General features: G+C 53.4%; 15 protein-coding genes. 5 read left to right on the forward strand and 10 right to left on the reverse strand.

Going from position 1 to position 20472, the window contains the following annotated elements; all coding sequences use genetic code 11:
- The first annotated feature begins 40 nt into the window (after positions 1 to 40).
- The 3 genes from prmA to fis all read left to right on the forward strand — a co-directional run bounded on the left by prmA (position 41) and on the right by fis (position 2381).
- Positions 41 to 916, forward strand: coding sequence for a 50S ribosomal protein L11 methyltransferase (gene prmA / locus N2M06_RS12225; RefSeq protein ID WP_346350887.1), 876 nt, complete (start codon positions 41 to 43; stop codon positions 914 to 916).
- 173 nt (positions 917 to 1089) lie between these two features.
- Positions 1090 to 2079, forward strand: a complete 990-nt coding sequence (gene dusB, locus N2M06_RS12230) for a tRNA dihydrouridine synthase DusB (protein ID WP_346350888.1) — start codon at positions 1090 to 1092, stop codon at positions 2077 to 2079.
- A gap of 2 nt (positions 2080 to 2081) precedes the next feature.
- Positions 2082 to 2381 carry a DNA-binding transcriptional regulator Fis gene (gene fis, locus N2M06_RS12235; RefSeq protein ID WP_019935912.1) on the forward strand — a complete coding sequence of 100 codons (300 nt, stop codon included), beginning with the start codon at positions 2082 to 2084 and terminating at the stop codon, positions 2379 to 2381.
- Positions 2382 to 2488: 107 nt separating this feature from the next.
- Here fis and N2M06_RS12240 read toward each other — a convergent pair whose 3' ends face one another.
- From N2M06_RS12240 to N2M06_RS12275, 8 genes are all read right to left on the reverse strand, one after another.
- The gene (locus tag N2M06_RS12240) at positions 2489 to 3196 is read right to left on the reverse strand and encodes an inorganic diphosphatase (protein ID WP_346350889.1); all 708 of its coding nucleotides are present in this window, start codon (positions 3194 to 3196) and stop codon (positions 2489 to 2491) included.
- A 70-nt stretch (positions 3197 to 3266) separates the two neighbouring features.
- The gene (locus N2M06_RS12245; RefSeq protein WP_346350890.1) at positions 3267 to 6140 is read right to left on the reverse strand and encodes a DEAD/DEAH box helicase family protein; all 2874 of its coding nucleotides are present in this window, start codon (positions 6138 to 6140) and stop codon (positions 3267 to 3269) included.
- Positions 6140 to 6724: a class I SAM-dependent methyltransferase gene (locus N2M06_RS12250; RefSeq protein WP_346350891.1), complete on the reverse strand. Its 585-nt coding sequence runs from the start codon at positions 6722 to 6724 to the stop codon at positions 6140 to 6142. The genes N2M06_RS12245 and N2M06_RS12250 overlap by 1 nt, the downstream gene beginning before the upstream one ends.
- A gap of 113 nt (positions 6725 to 6837) precedes the next feature.
- Entirely contained in the window at positions 6838 to 8442 is a 1605-nt protein-coding gene (locus tag N2M06_RS12255) for a type I restriction-modification system subunit M (RefSeq protein WP_346350892.1), read from the reverse strand.
- On the reverse strand, positions 8439 to 9578 hold the full coding sequence (locus N2M06_RS12260) for an AAA family ATPase (protein WP_346350893.1): 1140 nt from the start codon (positions 9576 to 9578) through the stop codon (positions 8439 to 8441). Before N2M06_RS12260 ends, N2M06_RS12255 begins: the two co-directional genes overlap by 4 nt.
- An 8-nt stretch (positions 9579 to 9586) precedes the next feature.
- Positions 9587 to 10591: a virulence RhuM family protein gene (locus N2M06_RS12265; protein ID WP_346350894.1), complete on the reverse strand. Its 1005-nt coding sequence runs from the start codon at positions 10589 to 10591 to the stop codon at positions 9587 to 9589.
- On the reverse strand, positions 10588 to 11853 hold the full coding sequence (locus N2M06_RS12270; RefSeq protein WP_346350895.1) for a restriction endonuclease subunit S: 1266 nt from the start codon (positions 11851 to 11853) through the stop codon (positions 10588 to 10590). The genes N2M06_RS12265 and N2M06_RS12270 overlap by 4 nt, the downstream gene beginning before the upstream one ends.
- The gene (locus N2M06_RS12275; RefSeq protein WP_346350896.1) at positions 11846 to 14941 is read right to left on the reverse strand and encodes a type I restriction endonuclease subunit R; all 3096 of its coding nucleotides are present in this window, start codon (positions 14939 to 14941) and stop codon (positions 11846 to 11848) included. The genes N2M06_RS12270 and N2M06_RS12275 overlap by 8 nt, the downstream gene beginning before the upstream one ends.
- Before the next feature lie 294 nt (positions 14942 to 15235).
- On the opposite strand from N2M06_RS12275, the gene N2M06_RS12280 reads away from it, so the two are divergent.
- Positions 15236 to 16894: a VRR-NUC domain-containing protein gene (locus N2M06_RS12280; RefSeq protein ID WP_346350897.1), complete on the forward strand. Its 1659-nt coding sequence runs from the start codon at positions 15236 to 15238 to the stop codon at positions 16892 to 16894.
- Here the strand turns inward: N2M06_RS12280 and N2M06_RS12285 are convergent.
- Positions 16875 to 17705, reverse strand: coding sequence for a glycine betaine ABC transporter substrate-binding protein (locus N2M06_RS12285; RefSeq protein WP_346350898.1), 831 nt, complete (start codon positions 17703 to 17705; stop codon positions 16875 to 16877). The two genes, N2M06_RS12280 and N2M06_RS12285, sit on opposite strands and share 20 nt — an antisense overlap.
- A 181-nt stretch (positions 17706 to 17886) precedes the next feature.
- Here N2M06_RS12285 and N2M06_RS12290 point away from each other — a divergent pair, with 181 nt between their 5' ends.
- Positions 17887 to 18339, forward strand: a complete 453-nt coding sequence (locus N2M06_RS12290) for a hypothetical protein (RefSeq protein WP_346350899.1) — start codon at positions 17887 to 17889, stop codon at positions 18337 to 18339.
- 43 nt (positions 18340 to 18382) lie between these two features.
- Here N2M06_RS12290 and N2M06_RS12295 read toward each other — a convergent pair whose 3' ends face one another.
- The gene (locus N2M06_RS12295; protein WP_019935901.1) at positions 18383 to 20446 is read right to left on the reverse strand and encodes a BCCT family transporter; all 2064 of its coding nucleotides are present in this window, start codon (positions 20444 to 20446) and stop codon (positions 18383 to 18385) included.
- Positions 20447 to 20472 lie beyond the last annotated feature (26 nt).

Genomic DNA, 20472 nt, shown 5'->3' on the forward strand with positions numbered 1-20472 from the left:
TATGATAGAATATGCTCTTTAACCCCTAACGAAGACTGCCATGCCCTGGATACAAATTCGCATCAACGCCACCGAAAAAACCGCAGACAAGGTCAGCAATATGCTGTCTGGCCGTGGCGCTCAGGCGGTGACCTACATGGACGCCGAAGACAAGCCGGTGTTCGAGCCCCTGCCCGGTGAAACCCTGCTGTGGGACGACACCGTAGTAGTGGGCCTGTTCGACGCCGAAACCGATCCGGCCCCCATCATCGACTTTCTGAAAAAGTTCTACCGCAAAGATCTGGTATATAAGGTAGAGCAGCTGGAAGACAAAGACTGGGTGCGCGAGTGGATGGACAGCTTTCATCCCATGCGCTTTGGTAACCGGCTGTGGATTTGCCCCAGCTGGCGTGATGTGCCCGAGCCCGAGGCGGTGAACGTGATGCTGGATCCGGGCCTGGCCTTTGGCACCGGCACTCACCCCACTACGGCGCTGTGCCTGGAATGGCTCGACGGCCAGGATCTCACCGGCAAAACCGTGATCGACTTTGGCTGCGGCTCGGGTATTCTCGGCCTGGCCGCGCTCAAGCTGGGGGCCAAAGAAGTGATTGGCATCGACATTGACCCTCAGGCACTACAGGCCAGCAAAGACAACGCCGAGCGCAACGGCGTGGCCGACCGCCTGAGTGTGTATCTGCCGCAAGATCAACCCGCAGGTCTGCAGGCCGACGTAGTGGTGGCCAACATTCTGGCCGGCCCGCTGAAAGAACTCTCTCCGGTGATCAGCAGCCTGGTGCGCCCGGGCGGCAAACTGGCGCTGTCCGGCATACTGGAAACCCAGGCAGACGGGCTGAATCAGGTGTATGACCAGTGGTTTGATATGGCCGAGCCTGAGTTCCGGGAAGAATGGGCCCGCCTGAACGGCAGCAAGCGCTGAGAAAAGGCTCCTCATGGAGCCACCTTAAAGCTCCAAACCGGTCTTGAAACTGCATAAAAAATGCACCAGAACCTTGACTTATAAAAATTTATGCGCCGGTCAATTTGTGAGCTTTTCAGCACCGTCAAAAATGCGTAAGATACGCGACCCTGAGCCAAGACAGCCTTAACCTCATGGAAATTGGTCCTTACAAACTGGACGCACCGTTACTGGTTGCACCCATGGCGGGCGTAACCGACAGACCCTTCCGCACCCTGTGCATGCGCATGGGGGCCGGCATGGCCGTGTCGGAAATGATGTCGGCCAATCCCCGTTTGCGGGATTCCGACAAATCGCGCCGGCGAATGGATCATGCTGGTGAGGCCGGCATTCGCTCCGTGCAAATTGCCGGAGCCGATCCGGAACTGATGGCCGATGCAGCCCGATACAATGTGGATCAGGGCGCGCAGATCATCGACATCAACATGGGCTGTCCGGCAAAGAAAGTAAATAAAAAGATGGCAGGCTCCGCCCTGCTGCAATTCCCGGAGCTGGTGCAGAACATTGTCAGCGCCGTGGTAAATGCAGTGCCGGTGCCCGTTACCCTGAAAATTCGTACTGGCTGGGACACCGATAACCGCAACGGCGTGCACATTGCCCGCATTGCCGAAGACTGCGGAATTCAAGCCCTGGCCGTGCATGGTCGCACTCGCGCCTGCATGTATAAGGGAAACGCGGAATACGACACCATCAGGGCAATAAAACAGGCCGTCTCGATCCCCGTTGTTGCCAACGGAGACATCAGCAGTCCGCAAAAGGCGCGGTTTGTGCTGGATTACACCGGCGCCGATGCCATTATGATTGGCCGGGCTGCCCAGGGACGGCCGTGGATTTTCAGAGAAATCCGCCATTATCTTGAGCAAGGCACCCTGCCCGCCCCGCTCCCGACGGAACAGGAGCAGGCAATGATTCGGGAACACGTTACCGCGCTGCATGACTTTTATGGCGAGGTAATGGGTCCAAGGATTGCCCGAAAACATGTGGGCTGGTACTTGCAAGAAAGTGAGGCGGGCCGTGACTTTCGCCGTAATTTCAACGCTATCGAGGATGGTGAGCAACAGCTCGACGCCTTGGAGCAGTTTTTCGCGAATAATAGCTTAACGAACAATAGAAGAGCCGACTGAATATGTTCGAACAAACTACGACTTCTGACGCACTGGTAACTACCACCAAATCTGCAACTTCCGAGCAGCCGACCCAGCGCCCGCTGCGCAACTCTGTGGATCAGGCCCTGCGCAACTACCTGTCCCAGCTTAACGGCCAGGAAGTAACCGAGCTGTATGAACTGGTTCTCTCCGAAGTCGAAGCGCCCATGCTGGACGTGATCATGCAGTATACCCGCGGCAACCAGACCCGCGCTGCCAACATGATGGGCATTAACCGCGGCACTCTGCGTAAAAAGCTCAAAAAGTATGGAATGAACTGATAATATTCAGTTAAAGCACTGATTTTTAAGGCGTTACCTCGAAAGAGTTAACGCCTTTTTCTTGTTTGTAGCCGCCGCTTTAGCCGGCAGGGCCTGTGCAGCCGGCCTTAACCGGCGGCCTCAAAATGAGCAGCGGCCGCATTCAGCACCTTGCGGGCAGACTCGGTGTCTTCAAAACCCTGGCTTTCCATGCCACCGTCCGGGCCTTTGTAATTGGCAAACCACAGGTCAACAATTCGGCTGACGCCGGCATATTCTTCATTCAGCTGCGCCATGCTCCCGATGTGAGCAAAGGGGGAGTCTTTGGCCAACACGGCAATCAGTTTGTCGTCCTGCTCGCCGTCATCCAGCATTTTCAGCACACCTATCACCCGCACCTTCACCACTTCACCTCGTGGCACCGCCTGCCCCAGCACAATCACATCCAATGGGTCGCCATCGCCGCCCAGCTCTTTGGGCAGGGCCGTGCCGGGAATGGCACCATAGTTGCCCGGATAACCCAGATAATTCACCACTCTGGGCTGGCCGTTTTTATATTCCCAGTAAACCGCTTTGGGATCTTCCTTGCTTACTTCCCACTTGGCGGAGGTGCCAGTGGGAATTTCTACAATAGCGTTTACCGTGCCGTCTTCGTTAATGGCCTTCAGCTGCATCAGCTCCGCCTTGCCCGTTATGGTAAAGTCGTCTTTTACCGTCATGGCAGCGCTATGGGGCGTGGAGCCGGAAAAAGCCAGACCGCCCAGACTGTTAGCATGGGTGGTGGCAGATAACATCACCAGGCCGGCAACGGCAGACAAAGACAGGATTTTTTGCATGTAATTCAACTCCTTGAAAAAGAACTGAATCACTATGGGCAAGCAAGGTGACGGCGGTATTACAGGGCTCTCACCCCTTCAGCACTTCCCTCAGCCGTGCAAACGGCTTCATTTCCTCGGTAACGGCAATGTCTTCATAATCCGGATTGGTGGCGTGCAACAGGTAGTTGTTCTCGGCGATTTTGCGCACTACCCGCAGCAGGTATTGATCGTCACCGGTTTGATCCTGCCGCTCTATAGCCACCGTCTGGTTGCTGATGCTGCCGGCATGGTCTGGAGTAATCCACTCCAGCAACAGCAGATCGCCGTCGTTCACCGGATGCTTACCGCCATTCATTGAGTTGCCTTTTGCTCTGGCCAGAAAGTGATGCAGAGGATCCACGCGCACTTTTGTTTCGGGCACCGGCATCATTTCCGCACCATCGCTGCTGCCGGTTCTGAAATGGCCACAGGCAATTTTTAGGTTCGGATAATACGGCAGCTTCACCACCTCGGCGCTTGGCGTAATCTGCTCCGTTTTGGCTTTATTCTTGCGCCGGCGGTATTCTGCCAGCCGCAAGTCCACCAGTTCCTGCATCATGTCGTGCAGAGTACTCAGCTCGTTGAGCGGCAGGCTGAAGCGCGGACAAAAGCGCTCATTCTGAATCTCGAACCAGTAGTCAGCCTGAGAGTCTCCGCTGCCGCTGGTGCTGTGTTTTATCGGATTTCTGCTCCAGTAGCTGAGCCACTGGGCAGAGTTGCCTGCTATGGTCTGCTGAGGCTTGGGCAAATCCTGCATAAATAAATCAGGATGGCGCTCCAGCACCAGCCGGGACTGTTCAGCCAGTTCGCTAAGCAGAGGCGGCTCACGCAGGCCGTCCAGCTCCAGCAGCGCCTGCAATAAAATCAGCTTGAAGCACTTGGCAAGCCGGGTGGTTTCAATGCCGGTCAGCAAAAAATCATGTAGTTTTGCCAGCACACGCTCGGCGTTCGCCGGCAGATCACCCTGCTCTTGTACCAGCCCAAACCAGCTGCCGTGCTGCTTGCGCACCTTGGTAAAATCGATATTTGCCTGAAAGGCCTGCACCGCCGTAGGCCGTGATCCCAGTTGATCCCGCAGGCGCACATAATCATCGGCTACTCTCACCCGACTGCCGTAACGCAGTTGATCGGCAAGTTTGATCACTTGCGGATCCAGATTAATAAAGCAGCCGGGCGGCAGCGTGATATCGGTTACTCCCGGCGTGCCTGATCCCCCCAGCGTCTCCTGCAATTGCCAGGGTTTAAACAGACAGGATCTGTGATTGCCCACCAGATCAATCACCATCAGATCCTGCTTGCCCGGGTGCAGGCGCAGGCCGCGACCCAGTTGCTGCAAAAACACAATGCGCGATTCGGTGGGCCGCAACATCAGCAGAGTGTCGATGGCAGGAAGATCCGTACCTTCGTTAAACAAATCCACCGAGAAGATCACGCTGAGCCGGCCTACAGCAAGATCCTTCAGTGCCTGGTTACGGGGCAGCGAAGATCCGGCATAGACGGCGGCGGCGTTAATGCCGGCTTCCTGAAAGATACGCGCCATAAATTCGGCATGACGCACCGATACACAAAACGCCAGAGTGCGGCTGCGCCCCAGCCGTCGCCATTGTTCCAGCGCGTGCTTGGCCCGCTTTTGGCTGGCAAAGGCATGATCCAGAGCATCAGGATCAAAACGGCCATTGCGCCACGGGATTTCCTCGTAGTTGATATGCTCGTCATAAATGCCGTGATAGACCAGCGGCACCAGATGACGGCGCTCTATGGCTTCCCGCAGGTGGCACTCAAACACCAGATTGTCGTCGCACAGGGCCAGAATATCCGCCTGATCGGTACGGTCGGGAGTAGCGGTCAGGCCCAGTAAAAACTTTGGCCTAAAGTGATCCAGCAGCCGACGATAAGACGACGCCGTGGCATGGTGAAATTCGTCCACGATGATGTAATCGAAGTGTTCCCGGTCAAACCGTTTGAGATGAACATCCCGCCCCAGGGTCTGCACCGAAGCAAACAGCCAGTTGGCCTGCTCTTTCTGATCGCCGGTATACAGGCCGGTGTGTGCGTCGGGGTTCATGTGAATAAAAGTGGACTGAGCCTGACGAATAATCTCGTCTCTGTGAGCCACAAACAAAATGCGCGCGGCTTGCATCTGGCGCACATCAAAGGCTGCCAGCCAGGTTTTGCCGAGGCCGGTGGCCATCACCACCAGACCACGGCGATAGCCCTCGGTCCGGCTGGCCTGCAATGCCGCCAATGCTGCTTCCTGCACGCTGTTGGGCATGGGGGTTTCGCGCAGGGTTTCGTCATCGCTGCGGGTGTCGCCGGTAACCAGCCGAAGGTGGGTTAACGGGCTTTGGCGATAACGCCTGAGGTAATCATCTATCCATTCACTGGAAAGCGGAACCACCCGACTGTCGTTAAACAGTCGCTCCATCTGCGCCTGCAGCGCCAGCAGGCTGCTGGCCGCCGGACTGTGAACATCATTCACCGTCAGCTGCCAGCTCCATTCCAGCGATTGGGTCAGTGCCGCTTTCGATAAATTACTGGAGCCCACAAAGCCTTTGCCCTGCAGCTGCTGCTCGCCCTGTTGCTGAATAAACAGATAAGACTTGAGATGAAAGCCGGCCTCGCCGCTGCTTTGGTAAATACGCACATCGGCACTGCGCTCGGCCAGCAGCATCAGCTCTCTGAGTGCCACCGGCTCGGTTACATCCAGATAATCGGACGTGAGCACCCGCAATGTGGCCCCCCGCCCCAGCGCTTCATGCAACGCATCTTTCAGCAGCCACAGCCCACTCTGACGAATAAAAGACACCGCCATGGTAATGGCACTGCCCTTGCCGGCCTGGTTAATGGCATCAAGCAATGGCGTTAACAGTGGCTGGTTGAACACAGGATCCTGCTTGCCGCCACCGGTGACCAGTTCCAGCATCAGTCGCTCTCCTTTTTCAGCAGGGCATTAAGCCAGGTTTCCTGCTCGCGGCCGGGGCGCAGATCCGCCGTCTGCCAGCTTTCTGTAATTGCCAGTGGCAAGGCTTCCAGCAACTGTGCCAGCCCCTGTTCATTCATATCGGTAAAACGGCGGCCATTGCGCTCCACCTCGCCCCTGCCGTATTTAAAGGAGCAATAAAGCACGCCGCCGGTTTTCAGCTGTGCGGCCAAATGCGCCAGCACGCCCGCCAGCTCATTTTCTGGCACATGCAGAAGAGACGCACAGGCCCAGATGGCATCGGCGGGGGGCCGGCAGGAGAGCGAGAGAAACTCGTGGCAGGCCACCGGCAGACCGGTGTAGTCCCGCGCCTTTTGCACCAGCGCCGGACTGGCATCAAAAGCCGTTACCCTGTAGCCCAGGCCGGCAAAATGCCGGCTGTCGCGGCCCGAGCCGCAGCCGGCATCCACAATATGCCCGCCCTCGGCCACATGAGGCAAAAAGCGGTCATACAGAGAAGTCATGTCCACCTGTACGGTGGCGGCAAAAAAGGCATCCGCCTGTTGCTGGTAATAATCGAGAGTCATTATGCCGGCCGGTAAATATACGCTCGTCATAAGATAACGAGCGCGACGATTTAATAAGCTACTTATAACGCTTAGCTAGGAGCACTTTGATCTAGCTATTAGGGTGTCTTCACTTACACAGGCGGAAGCCCAAGCTCCTTCAAGTATTTGTTGTGCTCCTTGGCGGCATCCTGAACGCGCTTGTCGATATCGGTAAGTTTTCGGTGTATTTCAGCAAGATCGATTTCCGGCTCAGGTTTTGCTGTACTGACGTAGCGAGAAATATTGAGGTTGTAGTCGTTCTGCTCAATCTCTGACATAGAAACACGCCGCGAATACAGCTCTTCCTCTTTACGATATTGATATGTATCAACAATTTTTTCGATGTCTTCCTCATGTAGAGTATTCTGACGTTTGCCTTTTTCGAAGTGTTCACTGGCATTGATAAACAAAACATCATCAGGCTTTTTGCATTTTTTCAGCACCAGAATACAGACTGGGATTCCCGTTGAGAAAAACAGGTTGGAGGGCAGTCCTATCACAGTGTCGATATGTCCGTCTTTCAGCAGCTTGGTACGGATACGCGCTTCTGCACCACCACGGAACAAGACACCGTGGGGCAGAATAATCGCCATGGTGCCTTCATCGCTCAAAAAGTGAAAGCCGTGCAGCAAGAAGGCAAAATCCGCTGCAGACTTAGGTGCCAGACCATGGTTTTTAAAGCGGAAGTCTTCGCCCAACGCTTCGCCTGGCGTCCAACGGTAACTAAAAGGAGGGTTGGCCACAACTGTATCACATTGCAGTTTTTTGGCCGGGTTCATTTCATTCAGTAAGTCCCAGTCGTTGGCCAGGGTGTCACCATGATGAATTTCAAACTCGGTATCCTTAAGACCGTGCAACAGCATATTCATGCGCGCCAGGTTGTAGGTAGTGATGTTCTTTTCCTGACCGTAAATCATACCGATACCGTGGGCTCCCATTTGGTTGCGCACATTCAGCAACAAAGAGCCTGAGCCGCAGGCAAAGTCCATCACACGGTTAAGCTTTTTCTTTTTGCCTGAAGCCGGGTTTTGGCTATCCAGGGTGACAATACGCGAGAGGATGGTAGACACCGACTGGGGTGTGTAAAACTCTCCAGCCTTTTTGCCAGAGCCGGCAGCGAACTGGCCAATCAGATATTCGTAGGCATCGCCCAAAATATCGCTGTCGGTGGAGAACTGCGCTATGCCGTCGGCGATTTTGCTGATAATCGCGCAAAGCTTCTTGTTACGCTCCATCGGGCTTCTGCCAAGTTTTTCCGAGTGAAGATTTATCTCTGAAAAAAGGCCCTGAAAAGAGCTGGCAAAGGATTCATTTTCAATGTATTTGAAACCCCGTACCAGTGTTTGTAGCAGCTCCGCGCTCTGCGTACGGGCCAGCTCGGCGATGCTGCTCCACAAATAATCCGGATGAATAACATAGTGCATTTTGCGGCGCATCTGCTTTTCAAGCTCGGCCACATCTTCGGCATTGTCGACATACCACACTGCCAGCGGCGCTCGTCTGTCATCGTTGTTCAGCCTGGGATAATCCGCACCCAGCTCCTTTTTTGCGGCAGCCTCATAATTGTCTGACAGGTAACGTAAAAACAAAAACGACAGCATATAGTCGCGGAAATCATCGGCGTTCATGGCTCCGCGCAGGTCGTCGGCAATGGCCCAGAGGGTTTTTCCCAGTTGGCTGAGTTGTTCTTTAGTCATGAGGTACTGCTCTCTTGAGTTGGTGCCGGAATCAGCTCCGGATTAAAGCGGTAGTTTTCCATAAATCCATACAGTATTTTCTTGAAATACTGTTTGTTTTCTTCAAGCATCTCACGCGGCTCAAACAGTGAGTAATTACCATGACTCAGCACATTAACTAACCGTGTATAGAGGATGCCATCTTCATCGTCACTGTCTTGCTTGATGCAGGCAGAAAAGTTGGGGAAGCCATGAAAGGTCGCGGTTTTTTCCAGAATGCTTCTTAAAATATTAAAGTGGTATGTGTATAGCTGATCTGTCTCTACAGCTTCGTGCAGCTGCTTCAGCAATGCAATGTGATGAAAAAATGGCGTACTGTTAGTGTAGCGAATAGAATGAGTTCCGGTGGCTTTATCCGAGCTCAAAAACAGAGGTTGTAATGGACTATTCCGGCCACGCTCATTTAACTCGTTCCACAACACATTAAAAAAAAGTGCATGGTGCGATGAAAGTACTGTTTTAATATTACCACTTCCGCTTTTTAGCAGTTGTGCCAGGTGGCTGGCCACAGCAATGGCATTATTGTCATCCAGCGATGAGATAGGATCGTCTATATAGAGATATTTTACCCAGTTGTAGGCTTCCTGTTCGTCCACAGCCAGCTGAGCAACAGCAAGAAAAAAACACCAGATAAAGATATTCTCCTCACCGCGCGAGACCTTAATGTGCTCGATAGTTTCGGTACTGTTACCACTGACTACCTCTCGAACAAAATTAACTGTGCCCTGCTCGTAGTCGATAAAAAAATCAAAATCTGCATAGCGACTCAGTAACGGTCGAATGCGGTTTTCCATCTCCAGCTCTTGCAGGCCGCCGAAAAAACGCGAGTCGGTATTCATGTGCAGCACCCGCTCAGCATCACCCTCCAGGTCGTTATCCCAGCTAAACAGGTCTTCAGTAAAGGCATTAAAGTAGAGAGTATCGCGAGTGGCCTCGCCATCATTCGCGTCGGCTGGCTGCTTGCCCTGTTCCTTGAACGCCATGGACAGCCGGGTTTTGCCGGTGCCGTTATAGGCAAACAACAGAATGTATTTCTTCTGCTCCAGGCGTTCACGCAAGTGCGTGGCAATGGCATCCAGGCTGGCAAACTCGGTCACGGCACCACTCATGCATCACCTCGCCTGTGCTTGAGCTTGTCTTCCAGCGCTTTCAATTCAGCTTCATCAGCCTGGTCGGCAGCAATGGCCTCCTGGCGTTTTCTTTGCTGATCAAAACGGTCATACAACTCGCGCGTATTTTTCTCCATTTGCTGTTGACTGATAGAACCCGCGTTGCCAAGCAGAGGAAAACCATTATCGGCAATAATGCTGCCAATTCGCTGTTGCCAAAAGGCCATGGGCGTTTCAACCCTACTCTTGGCGCGCAGCTCAGCGGTTTCAAGAAAGATCACCACTAACCGGTTCAGAGTATCGATTTCATCTTCTGTCAGGTAATTCTTGGCTATCAGAATATCCTGCTTGCGCACCTTGTCGCCCTTCCAGGTCAGCAAGCCAAAATGAGCATCTTCGGGGTTGGCGCGTTGGGTAATCAGTTCGGCAGCAGTTTTTTGGGTTACCGCGTAAAGCAACAGGTTCTGTACCGTGGCAAAAAACTGCTGAGTGGTTCTGTCGGTTTTGTCGTAATCGCTGGCCAGGGCAAACAGGTCTCGTACCTTCTGGTAAAAGCGCTTCTCCGAGGCGCGAATATCACGAATGCGCGCCAGCATCTCATCGAAGTAATCCGGACGGCCATCGGGATTTTTCAGGCGCTCGTCGTCCATAACAAAACCCTTCTGCAGATACTCGCCCAGCACAGTACTGGCCCAACGGCGGAACTGCACACCTCGGGGCGAACGCACACGATAACCGACCGCCAAAATGGCGTCGAGATTGTAGAGACGAGTGCGGTACCTCTTGCCATCGGCGGCAGTTGTCAAGGATTCCTTGACAACTGAATCCTCGCGCAACTCGCCCTCTTCAAACAGGTTTTTCAGGTGCAGGGAAATGTTTTGTTTGGTGGCACTGAACAGCTCGGCCATTTCCAGCTGAGTGAGCCATACGGTTTGACCTTCGGCCCGCAACTGAATCCGGCTTTGGCCATCGTCTGTAGTGTAAAGGATCAGTTCGTTCATATATCAAGCTGCTCCGGGCTGGGAAAAAGCTGCTGCATCAGGCCTTTCTTATGGGCTTTAAGCGCATCGAGCTTATCCGCCTGCGCAGTGATTAGGGCATCAATAGACGAAAGACAATCGGCGATTTTTTGTTGTTCCCCACTTTTTGAGTCAGGGTATATTAAATTAATCCCTTTAATGAGAGCAGCACTTAAATTCTCTTGCCCCCCTGAATTACTGATCTTCCTAATTTCATCATATCTCCCGGCCAAATTTTGAAATAAAAAATCAGATTTCACCTTACCGCTCACAGAAATAGCAGCGCAGGCCTGATTAATTGCCGCATCAATACTCAGAACACCAACCTTACCTCGTGTTTTACCCTGTCCATACATCGCCATCAGGATAGTGCCTTTTTTAACAACTCTAGCAGATGAGTTATTTAACCCATCACTCGTAATGTATTCTTGGGCTTTATCTATCTCTGAAAAGTCGATCAAGCTAGTAGACACCCAAGGAATGTCACCATTCCAATATTCCGCCTTGGATCTGGCTGGTGTGCCACCTGATGAAACTTCGGCAACTTCTCCTAGTGTTGTAACGTTCCACTTCCCCGCACCTCGAAATTCGGGAAAGCGAAGACGAGGGACTGTTTCACCTTCACGGGGAAAGAGCTGCTGCATCAGTCCTACTTTGTGAGTTTTTAGAGTCTCGATTTTTTCTGCCTGCGCAGCAATCAGGGCGTCCAGAGATGAAAGACAGTCGGCGATTTTTTGCTGCTCTTCTGTTTTTGGAATTACCAAAAACACTTCAGAGAACTGCTTATAGCTGATCATCTTTCCATCACGTAACCCCTCAAGGTTTTTAGTCAACGCCTTAATAAACTGATGCGTTTTAAGGTAGTACTGAAAATAACTGCTAGAATATCCACCCTTAAGTCTGAGAATCACATAGGCAGGGCTACAAATTCCATGGTAATTTGAATACTCAATACCACCTTGAAATGAGCGAAGACTGATAACGAAGTCACCAACTTCAACAATCTTATACCCTTTCAGACTTTTTTCAGATACTGACACATGATAATCAATTAGTTCCCGCGGTATTGCCCCTTGCTCTTGCGTTATAGCAAGCACAGGGAGGTCGGCGTTATGGCTTTTATTCGTCACTTGTGCAAAAACTGTCCCCGCGGACTCTGAAACCCACACTTCCACATCCCGAAATTCAGGAAATCGCAATCTGGGCACCAGCCTCTTTTTATCTTCTTGCATCGTTTTACTCATATGCCGACAATCCCGAAATCTCACGCCCTTGAGTCTGTTTGTGCAAAAACGGCACCAGTTCTTCCATTAATGCCAGCTCGGCTTTGGTGCGTGCTTTCCAGCCTAGCTCCAAGGGTTCAAACAAGTCACTGAGTTGCTCGCCGTCAAAGATCATGCGCTCGAACACGGTATCGACAAAAGTTTTAAGGGTGGCTGGGTCCAGTTGATGCTTATCGGCCAGTTCCAACAGCTCGCTGTCGGCTTTTTGCGCTTTAAAGGCCTGATAGCCATCACGAATGGCCTGTTCGCTCAGGCCCTGCCCTGCTTCCAGGCTGTTAATGTATTCAACGATATCGTCGCGTTCGTCCATCAGGTTGCTGCTACCGCTGAGCATGTTCACCAACTGCGCACGGCTCATGGTCTGTTTGCCGGGCTCTTCCTGGCTGTAGCGCGCCACCAGCCCCATGATGTAGTCGTAATCAATGAGCGTGGAGGAAAATAACACAAACTCAAAATCAAGCTGCTCGATGCTGTCCTGGGCTTCGCTGGCGTCATCACCGCTTTTACCCTGCTGCTCTTTAAGACGCTGGGCGGTTTCCAGATAAGAGCTGCGTAATTCACGTAGCTGCTCTTCGGGCAGCAGATTATTGATGGTTTGCTTTTGGTCCTCATCCAAATCGGTATATTGGTCAAGCTGGGTTTTCAGACGCTGCACTTCTTTAAAGTGCTTGATAAAGGCGACACGGGCAGCATCACCTTTCAGGTTATAGACGCCCTCAGGGTCACATACCTGACTGGCTTGCTCGCTGTTAAGCTCGTCATCGGTTTGTTCTGCAATGTAGTGCGCCATGGCTTCCACCGCCTGCCGGTACTGTTCAATGACAGCGGGGGCCAGATCCACCAGCCAGATTTCCTTGGAGCGATCCTGCTCCTCACCGGAGAAGAGTGCAATCGCCTCATCCACAGCGCCTTGCTGGCCGCGAAAATCCAGTATATTGCCATAGGGCTTGGTGTCGTTAAGCACGCGGTTGGTGCGGGAAAAGGCCTGTATCAAACCGTGGTGTTTGAGGTTTTTATCCACGTACAGGGTATTGAGGTACTTGGAGTCAAACCCGGTGAGCAGCATATCCACCACTATGGTGATATCGATTTTATTTTTATGCGGATAATCGCTGTTAGGGTATTGCTGGTCCTTAATCCGCTGCTGCACGTCCTGATAGTAGAGATCGAACTCGTTGATGCTGTGGTTGGTACCGAACTGTTGGTTGTAGTCGGCAATAATGGCTTTGAGTGCAGCTTTTTTGCGCTCTGGCTCCTGCTCGTTGTCGGCTTTTTCCTGGGGCAGGTCTTCCTGCAATTGCTTTACGTCTTTGTTGCCTTCGGCCGGCGGCGAGAAAACGCAGGCAATATTAAGTGGCTGATATTCAGAGTTAGCTGCGTTCTGCTCTGCTTGTATGGCTTTGAACAGCTCATAGTAGTCAATGGCGTGATTAATACTTGAAGTAGCCAAGACAGCATTAAAACGCCGCTGATTAGTGGCGGCGTTATGCTTGGCCACAATAGCTTCAACCACGGCGCGCTGCGTCACCGCCTGGCTGGGCTTGGCTTTGCTCTTACCGGCTTTGCCAATAGCAGGTTTGTCACTCTCAATCTGAGAGCAGGCCTCAGCCTTTTCTTCATGTTTGAAATAGTCAATATGAAAGCGCAACACGTTGCGATCATCGATGGCGTGCGTAATGGTGTAGGCGTGTAACCGCTTCTCAAAGATGTCTTTGGTGGTGCGATACGTACCCACAGTGCCGTCGATTTGCTTGTAGCTGGCGTTGTCTTCAAAAATCGGTGTGCCGGTAAAGCCAAACAACTGAGCCTTAGGGAAGAAAGCTTTAATTGCTTTGTGGTTTTCGCCAAATTGCGAGCGATGACATTCGTCAAAGATAAATACAATGCGTTTGTCGCGCAGGGGAGCAAGCCGCTCCTTATAGGTTTGCTTACCCTTCTCCCGATGCTGCTGGGCTTTTTTGCTGGTTTCATCCAGTGCCAGACCAAGCTTTTGGATGGTAGTGACAATAACCTTGTCGGCATAATCTTCGGAAAGAAGGCGTCGCACCAGCGTTTCGGTGTTGGTGTTCTCTTCCACACAGCCTTCTTGGAACTTATTGAATTCTTCTCGGGTCTGGCGATCAAGGTCTTTGCGGTCTACCACGAACAGGCATTTTTCAATGTCAGGGTTGTCTTTGAGCAGGGTAGAAGTCTTGAAAGAGGTGAGTGTTTTACCGCTACCAGTGGTATGCCAGATATAGCCGTTACCCCGATTCTGATGAATGCAGTCAACAATAGCCTTGACCGCATAGATTTGATACGGGCGCATCATCATCAACTTTTGCTCGCTGGCCACCAGTACCATGTAACGGCTGATCATCTGGCCCAGGGTGCACTTGGCCAGAAACTTCTCGGCAAAATCATCCAGATGAGTAATTTTGCGGTTGTCTTCACCGGCCAGCTGATAAATGGGCAGAAAACGCTCATCCGCGTTAAAAGCGAAGTGCTGACTGTGGTTGTTGGCAAAGTAGTAAGTATTGCTGCGGTTGCTGACAACAAACAACTGCATAAAGCACAGCAGCGTGTTGGTGTAGCCGTTACCGGGATCGTTTTTGTAGTGAACAATCTGCTCCATGGCACGGCGCGGATTAAGGCCCAGGGTTTTCAACTCAATCTGTACCATAGGCAAACCGTTGAGCAGCAGAATGACATCATAACGGTGGTGGCTGTTATCGGTGTTAATGCGTAGCTGGTTGATCACCTCAAACTCGTTTTTACACCAGTCCTTGAGGTTGACCAGCATGTAATCCAACGGTGTACCATCCTCGCGTTGAAAGTAGCCATACTCGCGCAAAGTTTTGGCGGCTTGAAACACATCAGCATTGATAATTTCGTCACGCAGGCGGGCAAATTCTGCATCGGTCAGGCGCACATGGTTAAGCGTTTCGAATTTTTCACGGAAATTTTGCTCCAGTGCGGCTTTGTCACGGATGTCCGGGCGGTAGCTGTATTTGAGCTCCTCAAGCTTTTTGATCAAACTTTGCTCGATATCGCTTTCTTTCTTGGCCATTCGACTCACTCTTTTAGGCTAACAAGGCTGCTCTTGTAGTTTTATGCTGGACGACTGGGTGTATTTTGCCTTATTCGCTAGTGTATAGCAGCTCTGAAGCTGCATGGAGGGGTTCAAAAGGTTGTGACACGGGATCATGCCAGCCGCAGCCAACGTCTACAATATGACCGCCCGCCAGTAAACACATATTGCGGGTTACTGTATCAAAATTGCCGCCGAGCAGGCATTTTCATGCGGAGCCAACTCACACTTCGGCCTTTCTATCCCGCTCGCCTTTTGCCGTACAATACGCCCATGACCAAAGCTCCCATCACCCCCACTCCGCTGGACGACCCGTTTTATTATCTGCGTAATATGCAGCAGATAATTCGGTTTTGCCTGACCCGCTATGGCGATTTATGGCTGGCCAGTGAGCGCGACCAGCTTGCCGGCATGCTGGCCCTGAGCGAGCCGGCTCAGGGCTTGCTGGTTCGGCTGATTATGCGCAAGGGCCATTTGTTTCGGCTTAACAAGCTGGTGTATGCCGAAATTCCGAATGTGACTTCTGCGCTGCATGAGCTGGCCGGGGCCTGCCTGGTGACGCTGGAGCCAGCGCTGGCGTTAAGTGAGGTTTGTGCTCTGGCCCGGCGTGAGGAATGTGTGCAGCTGGCCCGCCACCGGCATCCGGAGCAAACTTTTGCGGCTTCTGCCCGCAAGCAGGATCTGGAAGAGGTGTTGTTAACCGGCCCGGCGCAAAACCCGCAGCCGCTGGCCAGCTGGTGGCCCCATGCGCCCTTTGCGGTGGTGGCGCTTTCCTGCACCGCCTTGTTTACCCGGCTGCGATTGATGTTTTTTGGCAATCTGCATCAGGACTGGTCGGAATTTGTGCTTACCGAGCTGGGGTTGCAATGCTTTGAGCCGGTGGCGCTGAGTGAGCATTCACGCCCGTTTCAGCATCGGGACGAAGTAAATGCCATGCTGGCCCTGTTTGAGCTGCAGGAGCGCATGCAAGACACCTGTGCTCAGCATGTGCCGCTGCCTGCGCCTGTAGCCTGCGAATGGATTGAATATCGCCGCCACAAGTTGCTGTTTCAGCTGGGCCGGCAAGCGGAGCGGGAAGGCAACACAGCACTGGCGCTGGCACATTATGAACAGAGCCGGCACAGAGAGGCGCGTATTCGTGCCCTGCGCCTGCGGGAAAAACAGGACGACCCGGCCAAGGTAGCCGCCCTGGCGCAGCAGGCGCTTAATGAGATAACGCAGCCGGAAGCCCGCATTAGCCTCGGCCGCATTTTGCAGCGCAGCGCCAAAAAGGCGGGCATGGTTGTGCCTGCACCGGTCTCGCCTGCGGTGCCGGTAAGTCATTTGTCGTTGCCAAAGCCCGACAGCGGCGGTGTGGAGGCGGCGGTAGCCGCGCATTTGGCCAACGAGCAGGTGTGCGTTTTTCATGTGGAAAACCGGCTGTTCAACGGCCTGTTTGCGCTGCTGTTCTGGCCTGCTCTGTTTGCGCCGGTACGCGGGGCGTTTTTTCATCCGTTTCAGGCAGGGCCGGCCGATTTATACCGGCCCGGATTTGCCGATGCCCGGCGTGAGCTGATTGATGAAGGTTTTACTCAGCTGGCCAAAGGAGAATATCGAGCCCTTATCATGGCGCGGCATCAGCAGAAACAGGGCATCAGCTGTTCTTTTATTTATTGGCCTGCCCTGCCGGCAAGGCTGGTGGAGCAGGCGCTGAACATTATTCCGGCAGCGCATCTTGAGGCGGTGTTCCGGCATTTATTGCTGGATTTGCGCCACCACCGCAAGGGCATGCCCGATTTGCTGGAGCTGAATACGGCCACCGGCCAGTATCGGTTAATTGAAGTAAAAGGCCCCGGCGACCGGCTGCAGGATCATCAGCGGCTGTGGCTTGGGGCCATGCTGGAGCAGGGGCTGCCGGTGAGTGTGTGCAATGTCAGCTGGCTGGAGGATTAACTCCCGATTGCTGGCGTCCGGCGCGCCATTTGTTCACTGCTACCGTCAGCTTTTCTTCTTGTGCCAGCAATTGCAGCAGTTGCGTCAGCTCGGTTTCATTCAGCCGAATGTTACCGAGCACTTCCATCGCCTTGGGAGCACTGTCTTCCAGACCGCGGCGCACCAGTGTGTGTGCCCGCTCGGTGGCAGGAAAATACTCCCTGTCGTCCTGCAGCCATTTTAGCTGCGGGTTGAGCATGATAGTGCCCGGTGACCAGGCTGCGATCACTACCGGCAGTTGTTGTGCAATGGCGCTATCGGCAAGATGCGTGTAAGCCTCACCGGTGCCGGACAGCAGCTGATAATGATCCAGCCGGTAGCGGGCCAGGGCCTGCTCGGTCAGCACCTGGCTGCCGTGTCCGGGCATCATGCCAATTACCTTATGGTCGGCATAATCACTGTCGTTCAAATCACTGATACGACTCAGTGGTGCCGAGACCGGCACCGCCAGCCCCAGTTTCAGCACAGGGCCGTTAGGGCCCAGATCGTGCAGCTTGTCGAAAAAACGCTCGGCGTGATGCCGGCTGCTGTCGGGCAACCAGACCAACAGGCTGGCATCGGCCTCGCCCGTGGCCAGTTTTGACCAGACCTGACCCGGTGCCACCGTCTCTACACTCACGGCAAAGCCGGCCTGCTCCAGCTCCTGCCGGGCCAGCTCTGTCATGGCGCGGGCCGTGCTCCAGTCGCCCCCAAGCAAACGAATGTGCCGCTGCGGCTCGGGCGAGCACGCCGTCAGCAGCAGGGTCAGCATCAATATAAGCCCGTATTTCATATCAGAACCCTTGTCACAACAAGGCGCTCAGCATGCCAAAAAATGGCAGGGTTGTCGTGTGCCGGTTGCATGCTGGCGTTGTTCCGGCCTGTCACGTGCCGGTTATTTTTAACGGGGCTGATTTCTTTTTGTGTGAGCTGTGATAATTTGCGCCGGCTTATTTCAACCCGGATAGTTTGCTATGCGTTTTGCTCTGTTGTTAAAGGTGGCGTTGCTCTCTTTTACCCTTAGTGCCTGTATGGCACCGTTACTGGCAATGGGCCCCAGCCAGCTGATGTGGGCCATCCTTAAACCCATGGTGGGGCTTGATCCTGAACAGACCAATTTGTTGGAGCAGCCGCTCATTAAAACCCGTATGACCAGCCTGCTTGGCCCTCATTACGACACCACTGTGTCTTTGCTGCGCACCGCCGATGCGTTGCAGCAGGAAGGTCCGTTGTTTTATCTGATGTCACGCACCCGGCAAGCCGGGGCCGACAAGGCCGGCCTAGTATGGAATGCCGACAGCAACCAGATGTCGGTGCTGCTCAGCGCCAATGAACAGCTCAGCGTGTTCAGTGAGTCACACACCGGCAAGGCCGCGATATGGCCTGTTGCCATGCAGGGCTGGCTGAACCGCCCCACCACTGAATAAAAAAATGGCGCTGAATACAGCGCCACTTTTATCCGCAGCCGGCTTATGCCGGTTTTTCATCTGCCGGCGAGGCCTCATCCGGCTTGAGGTCGTCATCGTGCTCTTCCATTTTCCAGGGCAATATGCCCGGAGAGATATGCAGAAAGTGCAGATATTTCTCGAACTGATCAAGAATGTCACTGATGATGTCCTGCTGATCATAGCCGTAAACATCATAAGACTGACCGCCCCGGCGCAGAAACACCTCGGCACGATAGTAGTGATCATCACCATCCAGATCCCGCTCGGTTTCCGGAAAGGCAAAGTCGGGCATGGCATAGCCGCGTAACCGGACTTCATAAATGAACTCCAGTTTACCCTCCTGAAATACCTCAAAGCGCGTGCGGCAGTTGGGTTCGTCAAACACAACCTCTGCTACCCAGCCCTGCTGCTCAAGCTCTTCCTCAACCCGCTGCATGGCCTGAAAGGAGGTAGTACGAATAAAGGTTTCCACTGCATCGCGCGGCGGAAAATCAACCAGGTTGGCCAGCCGCTTTTTCCAGAAGCCGGGGCCGGCCTTGGTCTGGCGCATCTGCATATGCTGTTGCAGGCTTACCTCGTGATGGCCTTCAATGATCAAGGCACGCCACATGCCAATGGCTGCAATCAGCATAATAATGGCAAACGGCAGGGCGCTGACAATGGAGGCGGTTTGCAACGCGCCCAGGCCTCCTGCCAGCAACAGCGCGGCGGCAACAATGCCCTCGGTTGAGGCCCAGAATACCCGCTGCCAGGCTGGCGTATGCTGAGCGCCACCAGAGGCAAGAGAGTCAATCACCAGAGAGCCCGAGTCGGACGACGTCACAAAGAAAGTGATGATCAGCACAACTGTGATAAAAGACACAATGGAGGTCAGCGGCAAGCGCTCAAACAGCTTAAACAGGGCAATGGCATGATCGGTCTGCACTTCGTCAATAAGCGCGGTATAACCTTCCACCATAATCAAATGCAGGGCCGTGTCGCCAAACACTGAAAACCATAAAAAAGTGAAAATGGTCGGCACCACCATCACGCCCACCACAAACTGGCGAATGGTGCGGCCCCGGCTGATCTTGGCAATAAACAGGCCTACAAAGGGTGCCCAGGCAATAGTCCAGCCAAAGATAAACAGGGTCCAGTTACCAATCCAGTCACTGGCTGTGTAAGCCTGCAGGTTAAAGGTGCGCTCCACAATATTGCTTAAATAGCTGCCGGTGTTCTGCATAAAGGTGTTGAGGATGAAAATGGTCGGCCCCACGGCAAACACAAACACCATCAGCGAAATGGCCAGCACCATATTAAGGATCGACAGCCGCTTCACCCCCTTGTCCATGCCCGCTACCACCGACAATATGGCCAGGCCGGTAATGGCAACGATGGCAATAATCTGTACCGTGGTATTCACCGGTATTTCCGGCCACAGATAGTTAAGGCCTGCATTGATCTGAGCGACCGACAGACCCAGTGTTGTGGCAATGCCGAACAAGGTGCCAAGAATAGCGAAAATATCTACCGTATGGCCCATGGGGCCATGAATTTTCTCGCCAATAATGGGATACAGCGTGGAACGCATCGACAGCGGCAGGCCATGGCGAAAAGCGAAGTAGGCCAGCGCCAGCCCCACCAGACCGTAAATGGCCCAAATATGAAAGCCCCAGTGAAAAAAGGCAATTTGCATTGCCTGCTTGGCAGCGTCCACCGTCAGTGCCGGCCCTTCAGGCGGTGCGGCATAGTGCAGCACCGGCTCTGCCACCCCGAAAAACAGCAGGGCAATACCATAACCGGCAGAAAACAGCATGGCGAACCAGGCAGGAAAGCTGTATTCGGGTTCGGCGTGATCCGGCCCGAGCCTGATGTTGCCCCAGCGGCTAAAGGCAATGGAAACAATAAATACCAGGAAAATGGCAACCGACAGCATATAGAACCAGCCAAAGCTGCGGGTAATGTAGGCCAGGGTGCTGGAAAAGATGTCACCCGCCAGTTGCGGGTTGCTCATGGTGCCGATCACCATCAGGGCGATCACGATTACTGCCGGAATAAAAACAGGGATCAGCACAGTGGAAGACGGGGGAGATTTATCCGCTGTCATGGCCGGGCCTCCTTGGAGTGGCGTTA

This window comes from Oceanimonas sp. AH20CE76 (assembly GCF_039654065.1).
Taxonomy (GTDB): Bacteria; Pseudomonadota; Gammaproteobacteria; order Enterobacterales; family Aeromonadaceae; genus Oceanimonas; species Oceanimonas smirnovii.